Annotated in this window: 15 protein-coding genes; 11 read left to right on the plus strand and 4 right to left on the minus strand. The window is 62.7% G+C overall.

Features of this window, described 5'->3' with window-relative positions; translation table 11 throughout:
* The first annotated feature begins 55 nt into the window (after positions 1-55).
* The 4 genes from exaA to C7A17_RS26440 all read left to right on the plus strand — a co-directional run bounded on the left by exaA (position 56) and on the right by C7A17_RS26440 (position 4,711).
* The gene (gene exaA / locus C7A17_RS26425) at positions 56-1,918 is read left to right on the plus strand and encodes a quinoprotein ethanol dehydrogenase (RefSeq protein ID WP_106742513.1); all 1,863 of its coding nucleotides are present in this window, start codon (positions 56-58) and stop codon (positions 1,916-1,918) included.
* Positions 1,919-2,098: 180 nt separating this feature from the next.
* Entirely contained in the window at positions 2,099-2,758 is a 660-nt protein-coding gene (locus C7A17_RS26430; RefSeq protein WP_106742516.1) for a pentapeptide repeat-containing protein, read from the plus strand.
* A gap of 229 nt (positions 2,759-2,987) precedes the next feature.
* Entirely contained in the window at positions 2,988-3,413 is a 426-nt protein-coding gene (locus C7A17_RS26435) for a DUF2231 domain-containing protein (protein WP_106742518.1), read from the plus strand.
* On the plus strand, positions 3,410-4,711 hold the full coding sequence (locus C7A17_RS26440; RefSeq protein ID WP_106742521.1) for a PQQ-dependent sugar dehydrogenase: 1,302 nt from the start codon (positions 3,410-3,412) through the stop codon (positions 4,709-4,711). The genes C7A17_RS26435 and C7A17_RS26440 overlap by 4 nt, the downstream gene beginning before the upstream one ends.
* Before the next feature lie 236 nt (positions 4,712-4,947).
* Here the strand turns inward: C7A17_RS26440 and C7A17_RS26445 are convergent, their stop codons facing one another.
* The 4 genes from C7A17_RS26445 to C7A17_RS26465 all read right to left on the minus strand — a co-directional run bounded on the left by C7A17_RS26445 (position 4,948) and on the right by C7A17_RS26465 (position 8,800).
* A complete protein-coding gene (locus C7A17_RS26445) occupies positions 4,948-5,736 on the minus strand; it encodes a DUF5677 domain-containing protein (protein WP_158704718.1) in 789 nt (262 codons plus the stop codon).
* Between the two features lie 713 nt (positions 5,737-6,449).
* Complete coding sequence (locus C7A17_RS26455; RefSeq protein WP_084341927.1) at positions 6,450-7,100, minus strand: response regulator transcription factor; 651 nt, start codon at positions 7,098-7,100, stop codon at positions 6,450-6,452.
* Entirely contained in the window at positions 7,097-8,362 is a 1,266-nt protein-coding gene (locus C7A17_RS26460) for a HAMP domain-containing sensor histidine kinase (RefSeq protein ID WP_106742529.1), read from the minus strand. Before C7A17_RS26460 ends, C7A17_RS26455 begins: the two co-directional genes overlap by 4 nt.
* Positions 8,363-8,800, minus strand: a complete 438-nt coding sequence (locus C7A17_RS26465) for a cupredoxin domain-containing protein (RefSeq protein WP_106742532.1) — start codon at positions 8,798-8,800, stop codon at positions 8,363-8,365.
* Between the two features lie 246 nt (positions 8,801-9,046).
* Here C7A17_RS26465 and C7A17_RS26470 point away from each other — a divergent pair, with 246 nt between their 5' ends.
* The 7 genes from C7A17_RS26470 to C7A17_RS26500 all read left to right on the plus strand — a co-directional run bounded on the left by C7A17_RS26470 (position 9,047) and on the right by C7A17_RS26500 (position 15,008).
* Positions 9,047-10,228 (plus strand): ABC transporter substrate-binding protein, encoded by a 1,182-nt coding sequence (locus C7A17_RS26470; protein WP_106742535.1) that lies wholly within the window; start codon positions 9,047-9,049, stop codon positions 10,226-10,228.
* Between the two features lie 86 nt (positions 10,229-10,314).
* A complete protein-coding gene (locus C7A17_RS26475; protein ID WP_106742538.1) occupies positions 10,315-11,280 on the plus strand; it encodes a YVTN family beta-propeller repeat protein in 966 nt (321 codons plus the stop codon).
* A complete protein-coding gene (locus tag C7A17_RS26480) occupies positions 11,277-12,134 on the plus strand; it encodes an ABC transporter ATP-binding protein (protein WP_106742540.1) in 858 nt (285 codons plus the stop codon). Before C7A17_RS26475 ends, C7A17_RS26480 begins: the two co-directional genes overlap by 4 nt.
* Positions 12,131-12,922: an ABC transporter permease gene (locus C7A17_RS26485; RefSeq protein WP_106742543.1), complete on the plus strand. Its 792-nt coding sequence runs from the start codon at positions 12,131-12,133 to the stop codon at positions 12,920-12,922. Before C7A17_RS26480 ends, C7A17_RS26485 begins: the two co-directional genes overlap by 4 nt.
* Positions 12,923-13,170: 248 nt before the next feature.
* Positions 13,171-13,746: a PQQ-dependent catabolism-associated CXXCW motif protein gene (locus C7A17_RS26490; protein ID WP_106742545.1), complete on the plus strand. Its 576-nt coding sequence runs from the start codon at positions 13,171-13,173 to the stop codon at positions 13,744-13,746.
* 23 nt (positions 13,747-13,769) lie between these two features.
* Entirely contained in the window at positions 13,770-14,435 is a 666-nt protein-coding gene (locus tag C7A17_RS26495; protein ID WP_106742548.1) for a response regulator transcription factor, read from the plus strand.
* Positions 14,436-14,588: 153 nt separating this feature from the next.
* Positions 14,589-15,008: a GNAT family acetyltransferase gene (locus C7A17_RS26500; RefSeq protein ID WP_106742551.1), complete on the plus strand. Its 420-nt coding sequence runs from the start codon at positions 14,589-14,591 to the stop codon at positions 15,006-15,008.
* Positions 15,009-15,201 lie beyond the last annotated feature (193 nt).

The following is a 15,201-nucleotide window of genomic DNA, read 5'->3' on the forward strand; positions in this document are numbered from 1 at the left end:
ACAGTTCGTAGAGATGCCCGGCAGCGACCTACCACCTCCAATGGGAAGCACAACGATGACAACAAGAAACCTACCCAGCACCCCGCGCCCCCTGGCGCTTGCATTGATGCTGGCCGGCGGCCTGGCGCTGAGCCAGGGCGCGTCCGCCAAGCCGGTCACCTGGGAAGACATTGCCAACGACCACACCACCACCACCAACGTGCTGCAGTACGGCATGGGCACCAACGCCCAACGCTGGAGCCCATTGGCTCAGGTGAACGCCGAGAACGTGTTCAAGCTCACCCCGGCGTGGAGCTACTCCTTCGGTGACGAGAAACAGCGTGGCCAGGAATCTCAGGCCATCATCCATGACGGCGTGGTCTATGTGACCGGTTCCTACTCGCGGGTATTCGCCCTCGACGCCAAGACCGGCAAACGCCTGTGGACCTACAGCCATCGCCTGCCCGATGACATCCGTCCGTGCTGCGACGTGGTCAACCGCGGCGCCGCCATCTATGGCGACAAGATCTACGTTGGTACCCTCGACGCCCGTGTCGTGGCGCTGAACAAGGACACCGGCAAGGTCGTCTGGAACAAGAAATTCGGTGATCACTCCGCCGGCTACACCATGACCGGCGCCCCAACCATCGTCAAAGACGGCAAGACCGGCAAAGTGCTGCTGATCCATGGCAGCTCCGGCGACGAATTCGGCGTGGTCGGCCGCCTGTTCGCCCGCGACCCGGACACCGGCGAAGAGGTCTGGATGCGTCCGTTCGTCGAAGGCCACATGGGCCGCCTGAACGGCAAGGACAGCACCCCGACCGGCGACATCAAGGCGCCGAGCTGGCCGGATGATCCCAACCATCCGACCGGCAAGAAGGAAGCCTGGAGCCAGGGCGGCGGTGCGCCGTGGCAGAGCGCCAGCTTCGATGCCGAAACCAATACCATCATCATCGGTGCCGGCAACCCCGCGCCGTGGAACGGCTGGGCGCGTACCGCCGACGGCGGCAATCCCAAGGACTACGACAGCCTGTACACCTCCGGCCAGGTCGGCGTCGACCCGACCACCGGCGAAGTGAAGTGGTTCTACCAGCACACCCCGAACGATGCCTGGGACTTCTCCGGCAACAACGAGCTGGTGCTGTTCGACTACAAGGACAAGGACGGCAAGGTCACCAAGGCCACCGCTCACGCCGACCGCAACGGTTTCTTTTACGTGGTCGATCGCGCCAACGGCAAGCTGAAGAACGCCTTCCCCTTCGTCGACAAGATCACCTGGGCCAGCCACATCGATCTGGAAACCGGTCGCCCGGTAGAAAACGAAGGCCAGCGTCCGCCGAAGCCCAAGCCTGGCGAAAGCAAGGGTGAAGTGGTCGAAGTCTCCCCACCCTTCCTCGGTGGCAAGAACTGGAACCCGATGGCCTACAGCCAGGACACCGGTCTGTTCTACGTCCCGGCCAACCACTGGAAAGAGGACTACTGGGCCGAAGAGGCGCACTACAAGAAGGGCTCCGCCTACCTGGGCATGGGCTTCCGCATCAAGCGCCTGTTCGACGACCACGTCGGCATCCTGCGCGCGATGAACCCGACCACCGGCAAGGTCGCCTGGGAACACAAGGAGCGTCTGCCGCTGTGGGCCGGCGTGCTCGCCACCAAGGGCAACCTGGTGTTCACCGGTACCGGCGACGGCTACTTCAAGGCCTTCGACGCCAAGAACGGCAAGGAGCTGTGGAAGTTCCAGGTTGGCACCGGGATCATCTCCCCGCCCATCACCTGGGAACAGGACGGTGAGCAGTACATCGGTGTGACTGCCGGCTACGGCGGCGCCGTACCGCTGTGGGGCGGCGACATGGCCGAGTTGACCAAGCCGGTCGCCCAGGGTGGTTCCTTCTGGGTGTTCAAGCTGCCGAGCTGGGACAAGACCACCGCCAAACGCTAAAGGCTGAACGCATGGCGCACCCTAAGGTGCGCCATGTGCACCAGCGTTTCGCCTTCCCATCTCGCCATCTGCGCTGCCCTATTGGTGCGCACGGCGCACCCTACCCAGACGCCCCATCGCCTTCCCGTGGGAGCGGCTTAAGCCGCGAAGCGAATCAGGTAATCACACCGAGGACTCGCCATGAACTATCTACCCCTGCTGATTCCGGTCGTGCTGCTGGTACTCGGCAGCCACGCCATTGGCGCCGAAACCCCGAACGACGGCGTGCCGCAGATCAACGGCTGCCGTATCGAACCCGACAGCAAATGCCCCAACGCCAACCTGCGTGGCGCCGACCTGCGCAACCTGGATATGCGCCGCATGGATCTCTCCGGTGCCGACCTTTCCGGCGCCGACCTGCGCCACGTCAACCTTGACCTGGCCAACCTGGAAAAAGCCAAGCTGCGTGGCGCCAACCTCACCCGCGCCAGCCTGCAACAAAGCAACCTGCGCCTGGCCGACCTCTCCGGCGCCAGCCTGGTGGCCATCAGCGGCTGGGGGCTGTTCGCCCAGGCTGCCGAATTCGAAGGTGCCGACATGCGCGCCGCCAATCTGGAGTTCGCTCGCCTTTCCGGTGCCAAGCTGCACAACGTCCAACTGCAAGCCTCCAACCTGGAAATGACCTGGCTGAGCAAGGCCGACCTCAAGGGCGCGCATCTGGAAGATGCCAACCTGCAGGAAGTGAAGCTCGGCGGCTCCAACCTGGAGAACGCCAACCTCACCGGTGCCCGCACCCGCTTCGGCAACTTCCAGGACGCCAACATGCCCGGCTGCGTGCAATGCCCAAAAGGCTGGGACTGAGCCCCCTCCTGTAGGAGCGGCTTCAGCCGCGATGCTCACCATGGCTTCGCGGATGAATCCGCTCCTACGGCCTACGCGACTGAACATCACACCTACCTCGCTCGCTATCCCGCCTCGACGTAAAACAACCTGAACCCTTGGCCCACCGGGCAATCCCTTTTTAGGAACAGTCGGATCGAGGCCGCTCCCCGTGAGCAGCCGTCCATCAACGACCCAAGAGGGATCTGCCGTGACCACCGCAACGCCACTCGCCTACCCCAATATTCTCAGTCCCCTGCACGCCACCCTGCTGTGCGGCCAGGTGCCGTTGTTTCTCGGCGCACTGCTCAGCGACATCGCCTACTACCGCAGCTACCAGATCCAGTGGAGCAACTTCGCCTCCTGGCTGATCGCCGGCGCACTGGTGTTCGCCGGCCTGGCGCTGCTGTTCGCCCTCGTCGGGCTGTTCCGAAATCGCGGCACCCCGCGTCCGCTTACCTACTTCCTGCTGCTTCTGGTCACCTGGGTACTGGGTTTCATCAATGCGCTGGAACACGCCAAGGACGCCTGGGCCGCCATGCCCATGGGCCTGGCCCTGTCGGTGATCGTCACCCTGCTGGCCGTTGCCGCCACCTGGGTCGGCCTCGCCCAGCCACGCACAGGAGATGCCCGATGAAAACCGCCATCGCACTGACCGCCCTGCCCCTGATCCTGTTGCTGACCGCCTGCGGCGAAGAGCCCGGCAGCAACCAGCAGTTCTACGGCGCCCAGCCGGACTTGCCCGAGCCCGAACGCGGCATCCTGCCAAGCATGACCATTGCCGAGCCGACGCCCTGGGGCGATCAACGGCCCACCGTGCCCGAAGGCTTCAGCGTCAGCGCCATCGCCACCGACCTGAAGATTCCCCGGCAAACCCTGGTGCTGCCCAACGGCGACATCCTCGTCGCCGAAGGCCGTGGCGGCAACGCGGCCAAGCTCAAGCCCAAGGACGTGATCGCCGGAGTGATCAAGGCTCGCGGCAACACAACGGTGGCAAGCGGCAACCGCCTGACCCTGCTACGCGATGCCGATGGCGACGGCACCTACGAGCTGCAGACGGTGTTCGCCGAAAATCTCAACGCGCCCTACGGCCTGGCGTTGCACGAAGGCAACCTGTACGTGGCCAACCAGGACGAACTGGTGCGCTTCGACTACGAAGAAGGCCAGACCGAAGCCAGCGGCCCGCCGAGCAAGGTCGCCGACCTGCCCTCGGCGATCAACCATCACTGGACCAAGGCACTGACCATCAGCGAAGACGGCCGCTACCTGTACGTCGGCATCGGCTCCAACAGCAATATCACCGAGCGCGGCATGGAGGCCGAAGTCGACCGCGCCCTGGTCTGGCAGGTGGACGCCGAAACCGGCGCCTACAAGCCTTACGCCACCGGCCTGCGCAACCCCACCGCGCTGGCCATCCAACCAGGCACCGGCACCTTGTGGGCAGTGGTCAATGAACGTGACGAACTGGGCGAGAATCTGGTGCCCGACTACCTCACCTCGGTGCAGGAAGGCGGCTTCTACGGCTGGCCCTACAGCTACTTCGGTCAGCACGTCGACCCACGGGTGAAACCGCAGGATCCGGACAAGGTCGCCAGCGCCATCGCCCCGGACTACGCCCTCGGCGCCCACGTCGCAGCACTGGGCCTGGATTTCTCCAGCGAGGTGATGGGTGAGCAGTATGCCGACGGCGTATTCGTCGGCGAGCACGGCAGTTGGAACCGCAAGAACCCGGTGGGCTACAAGGTGATCTTCGTGCCCTTCGAAAACGGCCGCCCTTCAGGCGACCCCATCGACTTCGTCACCGGCTTTCGCGATGAAGACGGCAAGACCCGCGGCCGCCCGGTGGGCGTGACGGTCGATCCGCGCGGCGCACTGATTGTGGCGGATGATCTGGCGAATACGGTTTGGCGGGTGGTGCGGGAAGGCGGCGAATGAGGCGATGAGGGTGGAAGCGGCCAAGCTTTTCCACCCTCGACACCCGAGCTATGGGCATGGTGGACAAGCTTCTCGTTGTCCACCCTACAAATCCCGTCACAGCGTAGGGTGGATGACGCTTTTTCATCCACCGTTGACGGAGAGATGTCCAGGCTACTTGCTGCGCGGCTTCTCGCGCAGATCCGGTTGAGCGCCGGGTTAGGCCGGCGATATAAAGCTTTGGTAGTGGAGGCACCTTACTTCTCCTTTGCTACTGCAAGGCCTGATGCAATCGCTGCTTCCCTGAACGCACGTTTTGATGCTTGAGCAACTGCATCGAAAGGACTCTCGCCGAGCGATGCCAGAAGGGAAAACAGTGTGTCTATGCTGCCGCCAGCCATCAAGTACAAAGCGGAAAGCGTTCGGTAGCGATGTTGATCCAGGCTTGCTTGGTCGTGTGGCGGCGATGTCTCATAGGCACCAAGATGAAACACCGCGCCATAAAGGGTTCCATGCAGTGCCTCCGATGCGTCTGCATAGATTGTCAGCAGGCTCATGAACAAACCGGTATTGCCTAGCTTCGCTTCAATGACCGCTGCTCTGTCTGGTAGAGAAACATTTGTCCAGCGTGTTTTCTCTCTTCCTCGCTCACTTGTAAATTTTGCGATGGCAGCACTAATTTCTGGAGGAAGCTCAAACTCCCCACCGTTGAGCGCAATACGAGCCTTAACCTGACCGCCAGCTTCAATAGATCTATCTAAGCTGCGCCCGGCCTTGTTGAGTGAGTAGTCAACGTAGTCTGAAAATTCCGCGTCTGTGCACAGTTGAAGGAAGCAGAAATTAGTCAGTCGTTCGAGAAGGGCTCTCGATACAATATAGGCTTGGTTAGTTCGGGCGTTTTCACACAGTAGCCTTATTGATATGGCGTCTTCAATGATTGCGGAGTAGATAGCGTAGAGGCGTGCGACGCGTGGCTTGTTGCTGTGATTGATCGCGCTTACGTTCTCTATAAGATGTTTCACTTGGCCATCTAGAAATTGGGCCAAGATTTGCGCTCCAGCGTGGCTGCTAACAATCATCATTCTTTTTATTCAAGGGTTTGGTTAAGGTGCGGATTTAGCCCGTCCCAGCGAGCGGAGCGAACGATTTGAACATTTTATTAGGCTTCAACAACAAGGATTTGCCGATCCCAAGAACTGTGTCTACCGGAAGGAAAGGGGCGACGGCCTGGAAATTTTTGAGTAGTGATACGTAGGCCAGTGATTCGATTTAACTCAAAACGACGCCACTCGGGCAGGGCTCCTCCAGAACTGCTGGAGCCACCTATTTGGTACCCAAGAAACTGGAGAGTACCTCCGCTCATACCGACTACATGAGGCTCTACCTTACGAGGGTGTCCGCCGTAGTTAAATTCGACTACAGATTTTTCTCGGATCGCGCGCTCAATAATTTGCTGATTCATAGGAACTCCCTCTCTATCTAATGATGCCTAACAGTGATTAGTTCGCCGGCCATGCTAATCCAATAGCAGAGAAGGCGGTATAACTCCTCACACCCACCACCAAGAACAACAAGTAACCAATATAAAATCAATAGGTTGCAAGGCATCCCAAGCAGGCAAATATATTCGCTTGACCTCCTATTTTCGCTTACGAACAACGCTTTGCCAGCGAAAGCCCAATCTGTGTGAGCACATAAGGCTAGCAGCAACAGGGTCAGCCTTCCCGCTTATGCACAGCGACAACATACATCGCCCTGCTCAGGCGCTTTCCAACCCCACCCTTACCACCCCACTATCAATCGCCAAATGCACCAGCTCCGCCTGCGAGCTGATCTGCAGTTTGTTCTTCACCAGGGTCTGGTAGTTGGACAGGGTCTTGGCGCTGATGCACAGCTTCTCGGCGATCTGCCGGGGTGGCAGGCCGCGGGCGAGCATGACGAAGATTTCGAACTCGCGCTGGGTCAGCTCGCGCAGGCGCGGATCGAGACCGTCGCTGCTGGCGGGGTTGCAGGCCAGTTGGGTGGCCAGTTGCTGTTCGATATAGGCGTGGCCGGCGGCGGTACGTTTGACCGCCTCCACCAGCACTTCCGGTGAGGAGTTCTTGGTCAGGTAGCCAATGGCGCCGGCGTCCAGTGCCTGGCGTACCAGGGGCAGTTCGTCGTGCATGCTGAAGAACAACACGCGTAGTTGCGGCAGGCGCTGGCGCAAACGGCGGGTGGTTTCCAGACCGCTGATGCCGGGTAGGCCGATATCCATGATCACCAGGTTGGGAATCTCTTCCTGCACTCGCTGCAGAGCCTGTTCGCCATCACAAGCCTCGCGCAATTGCACCTCGGGCAACAGGGCGCGCAGCAGGCTGGCGTAGCCCTGACGCACCACGGCGTGGTCATCTACCAGTAGAACCTTCATCGCGTTGCCTCCAGAGGAATGTTCAGACACAACGCCCAACCGGCTTGCGGGCGGCTGTGCAGGCGCAGTTCGCCACCGAGGCTGCGGCTGCGTTCGCGCATCGAGCGCAGGCCAATGCCGGGACGCAGCGGCAGCGCGGTGCCCTGGCCGTTATCGCGCACCAACAACCGCAGGCTCTGACCACGGCGTTGCAGACGAATACGCACTTCGCTGGCATCGGCATGACGGGCGACGTTGGTCAGCGCCTCCTGCACCAGGCGATAGAGATGGGCCTTGCTCGCCAGCGGCAGGCTCGGCAGTTGTTCGCCCAGTTGCAGGCGGCAGCGAATGCCTTGCGCCTGCTGCCAGTTGGCGGCCAGTTGCTGCAGCGCCGGGCCGAGCTCCAGGCGCTCCAGCACTACCGGATACAGATCGCGGATCAGGCTGCGGAAGCCCTGTTGCAGGCGCTCGCAGTTGTCGTCCAGCAGGCGCGCGGTGTCCTGCACCTGCTGCGGCCGGTCGGCGATCACCTTGAGCAGGCAGGCCTGGGCACGAATGCCGCTGAGGTACTGGCCCAGGTCGTCATGTAGGGTCTGGCCGAGGCGCGTGCGCTCGCGCTCCTGCAGCTCCAGCAGCGACTGGGTCAGCTCGGCGTTGTCCGCCTGCACCTGCTGCAGGGTGATGGCCATGTCGTTGAAGTGCGCCGCCAGGTGCTTGGCCTCGGCCAGGCCGTGGTCATGCAGGCGCGTATCGAAGTGGCCGGCACCGACTTCGCGCAGGCCGGTGAGCAGTTCGTCCAGCACACGACTGGCGCGACGCACGGCAAAGCGGATGGTCAGCAGGCTGAGGATCAGGGCGAAGGCGCTGAGCAGCAGCAGTTGCAGCAACGAGTCGTAGATTTCCTCGATCTCGTCGTAGGGATCTAGGGCGATGCGCAGCTCGCGGCCATCGTCCAGCGGCCAGGCATCGGCCACCAGCAAGGCCGAGCCCAGCAGGCGTTCGGCGATCCAGTGCTCGATGACGCTTTCGGTTTGCTGCTCGGGCTCTTCACCCGGGCGCAGCCAACTCACGCGGATATGCCGCAGGTTCTCGGTCAGCTCCGGGCGCAGGCTATCGGGGTTGCTGCGCGCCACTTCGCCGAGGTATTCGACCACGGCTTCGGCGGCCTGCAGTTCGCGCTGCACATCATGGCTGGCCTGGCGCAACAGCAGCACCAGCCCGGCCAGGGTCACCAGACCGAACAGCAGGCTGACGCCGAGGTTGATACGGCCGAGGGTGGTCATCTACTTGACAACAAAATGGCCAAGCATGCCCTTTCCTTCCAGGCCCTTGGCATAGAAACGGAACTTACCCGGCTTGACCGGCAGGAAGAAGATCTCCGCCTCACCGGCTTCCTCGAACTCCAGTTCGGTCAGGGTGACCGCCTTGATCTCCACCCCACCCGCCTCGACCTTGCGCAGGTAGATGGAGGTCGCGAACTCCGGCGCCTGGAAGGCGTACTCCTTCTGCCCGCTGGCGATAATCTTGAGCTGGTAGGCCTGGCCGGTTTCCAGTTGGTACTCGTTCTGCGACATGAAGTAGTCGCTGTCGTCGTTACCCAGCACCAGATCAGGCAGCGCTACCGGACGGCGGGTCATGTCGCCAGCGGCGTGAAGCTGGTCAACGCCGAGCAGGCTGATGATCAGTAGCAGTGGCAGCATAAGGGCCTTGAAAATTCGCATGGCGTTCACCTGTTCTTGTTATGGGGGACATGCCGCCATGCTAAGAAGCAAAGCCCCGCGCCGGGTTACTACCTTGGTACTGAGCGGCTGGTACTTTGGGCATATTTCCCAACTCCAGCCTGCGCCGTGCAGGCCATTGCCGCTCGAGGGACTACTACCTTCGTACATGTCCGGCGCTACCTTGGGCATATTTCCCGACCCGGCAACGCTTTCTATGCTGGCGGCACCCTCTGCAGGAGTCGCCCCATGCACCGGATCGGTTGCCATCTGTTGTTCTGCCTCACTGCCGCGCTCGGCCTGGCGACGAGTGCGGTAGCAGATGAACTGCAGGTGCGCATCGGCTACCTGGCGCACCTGCCACCACAGGGCCCGCTGCTGTCCAACGTCATCCCCGAACCGCTGGACGCCGGCCGCCGTGGCGCCGAGTTGGCGATCATCGACAGCAACAGCACCGGGCGCTTCCTCAAGCAACAGTTCGAACTGCAAAGCGCAGAAAGCGAGGACGCAACCGAGTTGCTCGCCGCCGCCGAACAACAACACCAGGCCGGCATCCGCCTGTTCGTGATCAACGCCCCCGCCGCTACCCTGCGCCAGCTCAGTGCAAAGCTGCCAGACAGCCTGCTGTTCAATGCCGGCAGTGCCGACGACGAACTGCGTCGTGCGCAATGCCTGGGCAACGTGCTGCACACCCTGCCCAGCCGCGCGATGCTGACCGACGCCCTGGCGCAGTTTCTCGCCGTGCGCAAATGGACGCGCTGGCTGCTGGTAAGCGGCAGCACCGAGGATGACATCGCCTACGCCGATGCGCTCAAGCGCGCCGCCAAACGCTTCGGCCACAAGATCGTCGCCGAGAAACCGTGGAGCTTCGACAACGACCAGCGCCGCAGCGCCCAGGCGGAAATGCCGCTGTTCACCCAGACCGCCGAGTACGACGTGGTGCTGGTGGCCGACGAGCGCGGCGACTTCGGCGAGTACCTGCCCTACAACACCTGGTACCCGCGCCCAGTCGCCGGCACCCAGGGCCTGACCCCGACCGCCTGGCACAAGACGGTGGAAACCTTCGGCGCCGCACAATTGCAGAAACGCTTCGAAGCATTGGCCGGACGCTGGATGAACGACCGCGACTTCGCCGCCTGGATGGCCGTACGCAGCGTCGCCGCCGCTGTAACCAAGTTACGCGCCGCCGAGCCGCAGGTCATTCGCGCTCTGGCGCTGTCCGCAGACTTGCCACTAGATGGTTTCAAGGGCCGCAAGCTGAGCTTCCGCCCGTGGAACGGCGAACTGCGCCAACCCATCGAACTGGTGCACCCGCGCGCGCTGGTCAGCACCTCACCACAGGACGGTTTTCTCCATCCGAGCAACGAAATGGACAGCCTCGGCTATGACCGGCCTGAGGTGAGCTGCGATCTGGCGGGTATGTCCCCGTAGGAGGGGCTTTAGCCGCGACAGTCGCCGCTGAAGCGCCTCCCACAAAAGCACCGGCTGCCAACAACTACAACAAGAGGATCAACCCCATGCGCCTGACCCGTCTCGCCTGCGCCGTCGCCTTCGGCCTGACCTGCCACTCGGCCCTTGCCGCCACCGCCTACGTGTCCAACGAGAAGGATGACAGCATCAGTGTCATCGACCTCGACAGCCTGGAAGTCACCGCTACCCTCGACGTCGGCATGCGCCCGCGCGGGTTGCTGCTGTCTTCCGACAACAAGCTCTTGTACATCTGCGCCAGCGACTCGGATCGCGTGCAGGTGATGGATCTGGCCACGCGCAAGATCATCAAGGAGCTGCCCTCCGGCGCCGACCCCGAGCAGTTCGCCCTGCACCCCAACGACCACTGGCTGTACATCTCCAACGAGGACGATGCCTTGGTCACGGTGGTCGATACCCAGAGCGACGAGGTGCTGGCGCAGATCGAAGTCGGCGTGGAACCGGAAGGCATGGCGGTCAGCCCGGACGGCAAGTGGGCGGTCAACACCAGCGAGACCACCAACATGCTGCACTGGATCGACACCCGTACCAATCAACTGGTGGACAACACCCTGGTCGACCAGCGCCCGCGCCACGTCGAGTTCGACAAGGACGGCAAGCGCCTGTGGGCCTCGGCCGAGATCGGCGGCACGGTGACGGTGCTGGACGTGGACTCGCGCCAGGTGCTCAAGGTGCTGAAGTTCGCCATCAAGGGCGTGCACCCGGACAAGGTGCAGCCGGTGGGGGTCAAGCTCACCGATGACGGCAAGTACGCCTTCGTCGCCCTCGGCCCGGCCAACCATGTGGCAGTGGTGGATGCCAAGACTTTTGAGATTCTCGACTACCTGCTGGTCGGCCGGCGCGTCTGGCATATGGCGTTCACCCCGGATCAGAAGCGCCTGCTGACCACCAACGGCGTCAGTGGCGACGTGTCGGTGATCGATGTCGATTCACTCAAGGTGACCAAGTCGATCAAGGTCGGCCGCTACCCTTGGGGCGTGGTGGTGACGCCATGAATGCGCTGGAAGTGAGTGGCGTCGGATTCGCCTATGGCGCGCGCCAGGCGCTCAGCGACCTGGCCTTCGAACTGGCGCCGGGGCGCTTCGGCGCCCTGCTCGGCCCCAACGGCGCGGGCAAATCCACCCTGATCGCCCTGCTCACGCGCCTGTACGACCTGCAGCAGGGTGACATCCGTATCTTCGGCCACAGCCTGCGCGATGAGCCACGCCAGGCACTGCGCCAGCTCGGCGTGGTATTCCAGCAAAGCACGCTGGATCTCGACCTGTCGGTGCAGCAGAACCTCGCCTACCACGCGTCACTGCACGGCATGCCTCGCCGCGAGGCGCAGGCGCGCATTGAAGAGGAACTGATGCGTCAGGATCTCGCTGAGCGCCGTCACGACAAGGTGCGCACACTCAATGGTGGCCATCGTCGCCGCGTGGAGATCGCCCGCGCCCTGCTCCACCAGCCACGCCTGCTACTGCTCGATGAAGCCAGCGCCGGGCTCGATCCGGCCAGCCGTCTGGCGCTCGGCCGGCACGTGCGCAATCTGTGCCGCGAGCAGGGCCTGTGCGTGCTGTGGACGACCCACCTGCTGGACGAGGTCGAGTCCAGCGACGACCTGCTGATTCTGCATCGTGGCGAGCGCGTGGCCTGGGGCAAGGCCAGCCAGCTCGGTGACGACCTGGCCATCAGCTTCGCCCGCCTGACCGGCGACGAGGCGCTGGGCCGTGGCCATGTGCGCGAGGCGCTGCGGCCCAGTGGTGGGAGGGGCTTCAGCCGCGAGATCCACCATATCGAAGAGCTCGCGGCTAAAGCGGAACGCCGCCCGGCCACCCCCACAGATTCCACAACGGAGCCGCAGCCATGACCGCCTACTGGGAATGCCTGCGCGGCATCGTCCTGCGCGAATGGCTGCGCTTCGTGCTGCAGCGCTCGCGTTTTCTCAGCGCCCTGGTGCGCCCGCTGCTGTGGTTGCTGGTGTTCGCCGCCGGCTTTCGCGCCGCGCTGGGCATCGCCATCATCGAGCCGTACGACACCTACATCACCTACGACACCTATATCGTGCCGGGCCTGGCCTGCATGATCCTGCTGTTCAACGGCATGCAGGGCTCGCTGTCGATGGTCTACGACCGCGAGATGGGCAGCATGCGCGTGCTGCTCACCAGCCCCCTGCCGCGCGCCTTCCTGCTGGTGGCCAAGCTGCTGGCCACGGCGCTTATCTCGCTGCTGCAGGTCTACGCCTTCCTCGCCATCGCCTGGGTGTATGGCGTGCAACCGCCGGCCTGGGGCCTGCTCGCGGCGCTACCGGCGCTGCTGCTGGTGGCGCTGCTGCTCAGCGCGCTGGGCTTGCTGCTGTCCAACGGCATTCGCCAACTGGAAAACTTCGCCGGGGTGATGAATTTCGTCATCTTCCCGATGTTCTTCCTGTCGTCGGCGCTGTACCCACTGTGGAAGATGCGCGAGTCCAGCGAGTGGCTGTACTGGCTGTGTGCGTTCAACCCCTTCACCCATGCCGTGGAGCTGGTGCGCAATGCTCTGTACCTGCGCCTGCATATCGAGGCGCTGCTGATCTGCGCCGGCCTCACCATGCTGCTGACGCTGCTCGCCGTAGCCAGCTTCAATCCGCAACATGCGGCGCTGCGCAAAGCGGGCTGAAACCAGCAATGCACTTGATCGTTGCTCTCGCTCCACGTGGGAATGGCTCTGCGTCCGCAGCCGAATTCAGCCCAAATCCGTAGGGCGGGTGCAACCCGCCAATAGCGCGACGGCGGGTTGCACCCGCCCTACGAACGTCTCAGCCGCCCATCTACTACTTTGGTACTGGTTTTCCTCTCCAACGTAGAATTCCCAAGCTTGCGACCATGGCCTGTAATACCGCCACAACAATAAGTAGAGACCTTGCCATGAAGTACCGTCTGCCCGTGCAAGCAGGCTTGATGCTCGCCTCCCTGCTGCTGGTCTGCGTCGTGCACTCCGAAGAGCTGTTCGATGCCGAAGGCTACCGCAGCAGCCAGTACCGCAGCCCGACACCGTCAACGCTTGAAGGTGTCCAGGTTCTCGATACTCCCGCCCTGCAAAAGCTGCTCGACGAACGCTCCGATCTTCAACTGATCGATGTCTATCGTCAGCTGTGGCGCCATGATCGCTTCATCGAAGAAGAGCCACACGCCAACATCCCCGGCAGTCTGTGGCTACCCAACACCGGCAGCGGCAACCTGGAAGCGCTGTGGCTGCGCTACTTCACCCACTACCTGAACCAGGCCAGTAAAGGCGACCTGGACAAGCCTTTCGTTTTCTATTGCCGCCCCGACTGCTGGCCAAGCTGGAACGCCGCGCGCCGCGCCCATGCCATGGGATACCGCCAGCTGTATTGGTATCGTGATGGTATCGACTCCTGGGAACAGGCCGGCCTGCCGATGGCGCCCGCGCAACCAGCCGAATTGCCTGCCGCTTTCCTCAAGCCCACCGCCACCCCATAATCACAACAACGAGGTGCAAGGCCATGTACAAGATTCTGATTGCCGACGACCATCCGCTGTTTCGTGAAGCCATCCATAACGTCATCGCCGACGGTTTTCCCGGCAGCGAGATCATGGAAACCGCCGACCTGGACAGCGCCCTGGAGCTGACCCAGAGCCACGACGACCTGGATCTGATCCTGCTCGACCTGAACATGCCCGGCATGCACGGCCTGGGCGGGTTGATGAACCTGCGCAACGAGGCGCCGACCATTCCGGTGGTGATCGTCTCGGCCGAGCAGGACAAGCAGATCGTGCTGCAGGCCATCACCTACGGCGCAGTGGGTTTCATCACCAAATCCTCGCCACGGGCGCAGATGACCGACGCCATTGCGCAAATTCTCGACGGCAACGTCTACCTGCCGCCGGACATCATCCGTTCGCAGAAGAGCAGCAACTCGCGACCCCATCACGACAACCACAGCATCCCGCCAGAGCTGCTACAGGCACTGACGCGCAAGCAACTGCTGGTGCTCGAACGCATGACCAAAGGCGAGTCGAACAAGCAGATCGCCTACAGCCTGGATATCGCCGAAACCACGGTCAAAGCCCACGTCTCGGCCATCCTGCGCAAGCTCAACGTGCACAACCGCGTGCAGGCCATTCTCTCGGCCGGCGATATCGATTTCGCGTCCTACCTGCGGCGCTGACGCCGATAGGTTGGCCGTCATTCCCGCGCAGGCGGGAAGCCAGAGACCGAGGTGCAACTGGGCTCCCGCCTTCGCGGGAGTGACGGACGAGTTTGTCCTGACTCCCGTCATCAACCCGTGCTAAAACGGCGGCCTCACCGATTGGAGCCCACCATGCACATCCGCCCTTTCCGGCTCGCTGACGAAGCCGCCGTCGTCGATCTCTGGCAACGCTGCGACCTGACCCGCCCGTGGAACGATCCGCACAAGGACATCCAGCGCAAGCTGACGGTGCAGCCCGAGCTGTTTCTGGTGGGCGAGATCGACGGTAAGCTGGTAGCCTCGGCCATGGCCGGCTACGAAGGGCATCGCGGCTGGGTCAACTACCTGGCGGTCTGCCCCGAGCAACGCCAGCAGGGCCTGGCCCGTCAGCTGATGACCTACATCGAAGAGCAGTTGCTGGCCATGGGTTGCCCCAAGCTCAGCCTGCAGGTACGCGATACCAATGCCGCGGCATTGGCCTTCTACGAGCGGCTTGGCTACAAGGTCGACGCCTCGGTCAGCCTGGGCAAACGCCTGATCGCGGATGATTGACAGCTTGTCCGCGTCGCAAGGTGGATCACGCTTTACCAATCCACCGCGGCGGTGGAGGTAAAAAGCGAAATCCCTACAGTTCCTCGCCAAGGCGAACCGTAGCCCGGATGCAATCCGGGGCATAACCGCATGATCGCTCCCGGATTGCATCCGGGCTACGGGCTAGCTTCGGTGCGCCGTGCGCACCGGGGTT

It is taken from the genome of Pseudomonas mendocina, assembly GCF_003008615.1.
Classification (GTDB): Bacteria; Pseudomonadota; Gammaproteobacteria; order Pseudomonadales; family Pseudomonadaceae; genus Aquipseudomonas; species Aquipseudomonas mendocina_C.

Excerpts from the sequence above, each read along its gene's own strand:
- C7A17_RS26460 (WP_106742529.1), bottom strand. The coding sequence starts at position 8,362 with ATGACCACCCTCGGCCGTATCAACCTCGGCGTCAGCCTGCTGTTCGGT.
- C7A17_RS26430 (WP_106742516.1), top strand. The coding sequence starts at position 2,099 with ATGAACTATCTACCCCTGCTGATTCCGGTCGTGCTGCTGGTACTCGGC.
- C7A17_RS26500 (WP_106742551.1), top strand. The coding sequence starts at position 14,589 with ATGCACATCCGCCCTTTCCGGCTCGCTGACGAAGCCGCCGTCGTCGAT.
- C7A17_RS26485 (WP_106742543.1), top strand. The coding sequence starts at position 12,131 with ATGACCGCCTACTGGGAATGCCTGCGCGGCATCGTCCTGCGCGAATGG.
- C7A17_RS26490 (WP_106742545.1), top strand. The coding sequence starts at position 13,171 with ATGAAGTACCGTCTGCCCGTGCAAGCAGGCTTGATGCTCGCCTCCCTG.
- C7A17_RS26465 (WP_106742532.1), bottom strand. The coding sequence starts at position 8,800 with ATGCGAATTTTCAAGGCCCTTATGCTGCCACTGCTACTGATCATCAGC.
- exaA (WP_106742513.1), top strand. The coding sequence starts at position 56 with ATGACAACAAGAAACCTACCCAGCACCCCGCGCCCCCTGGCGCTTGCA.
- C7A17_RS26440 (WP_106742521.1), top strand. The coding sequence starts at position 3,410 with ATGAAAACCGCCATCGCACTGACCGCCCTGCCCCTGATCCTGTTGCTG.
- C7A17_RS26480 (WP_106742540.1), top strand. The coding sequence starts at position 11,277 with ATGAATGCGCTGGAAGTGAGTGGCGTCGGATTCGCCTATGGCGCGCGC.
- C7A17_RS26475 (WP_106742538.1), top strand. The coding sequence starts at position 10,315 with ATGCGCCTGACCCGTCTCGCCTGCGCCGTCGCCTTCGGCCTGACCTGC.
- C7A17_RS26495 (WP_106742548.1), top strand. The coding sequence starts at position 13,770 with ATGTACAAGATTCTGATTGCCGACGACCATCCGCTGTTTCGTGAAGCC.
- C7A17_RS26455 (WP_084341927.1), bottom strand. The coding sequence starts at position 7,100 with ATGAAGGTTCTACTGGTAGATGACCACGCCGTGGTGCGTCAGGGCTAC.
- C7A17_RS26470 (WP_106742535.1), top strand. The coding sequence starts at position 9,047 with ATGCACCGGATCGGTTGCCATCTGTTGTTCTGCCTCACTGCCGCGCTC.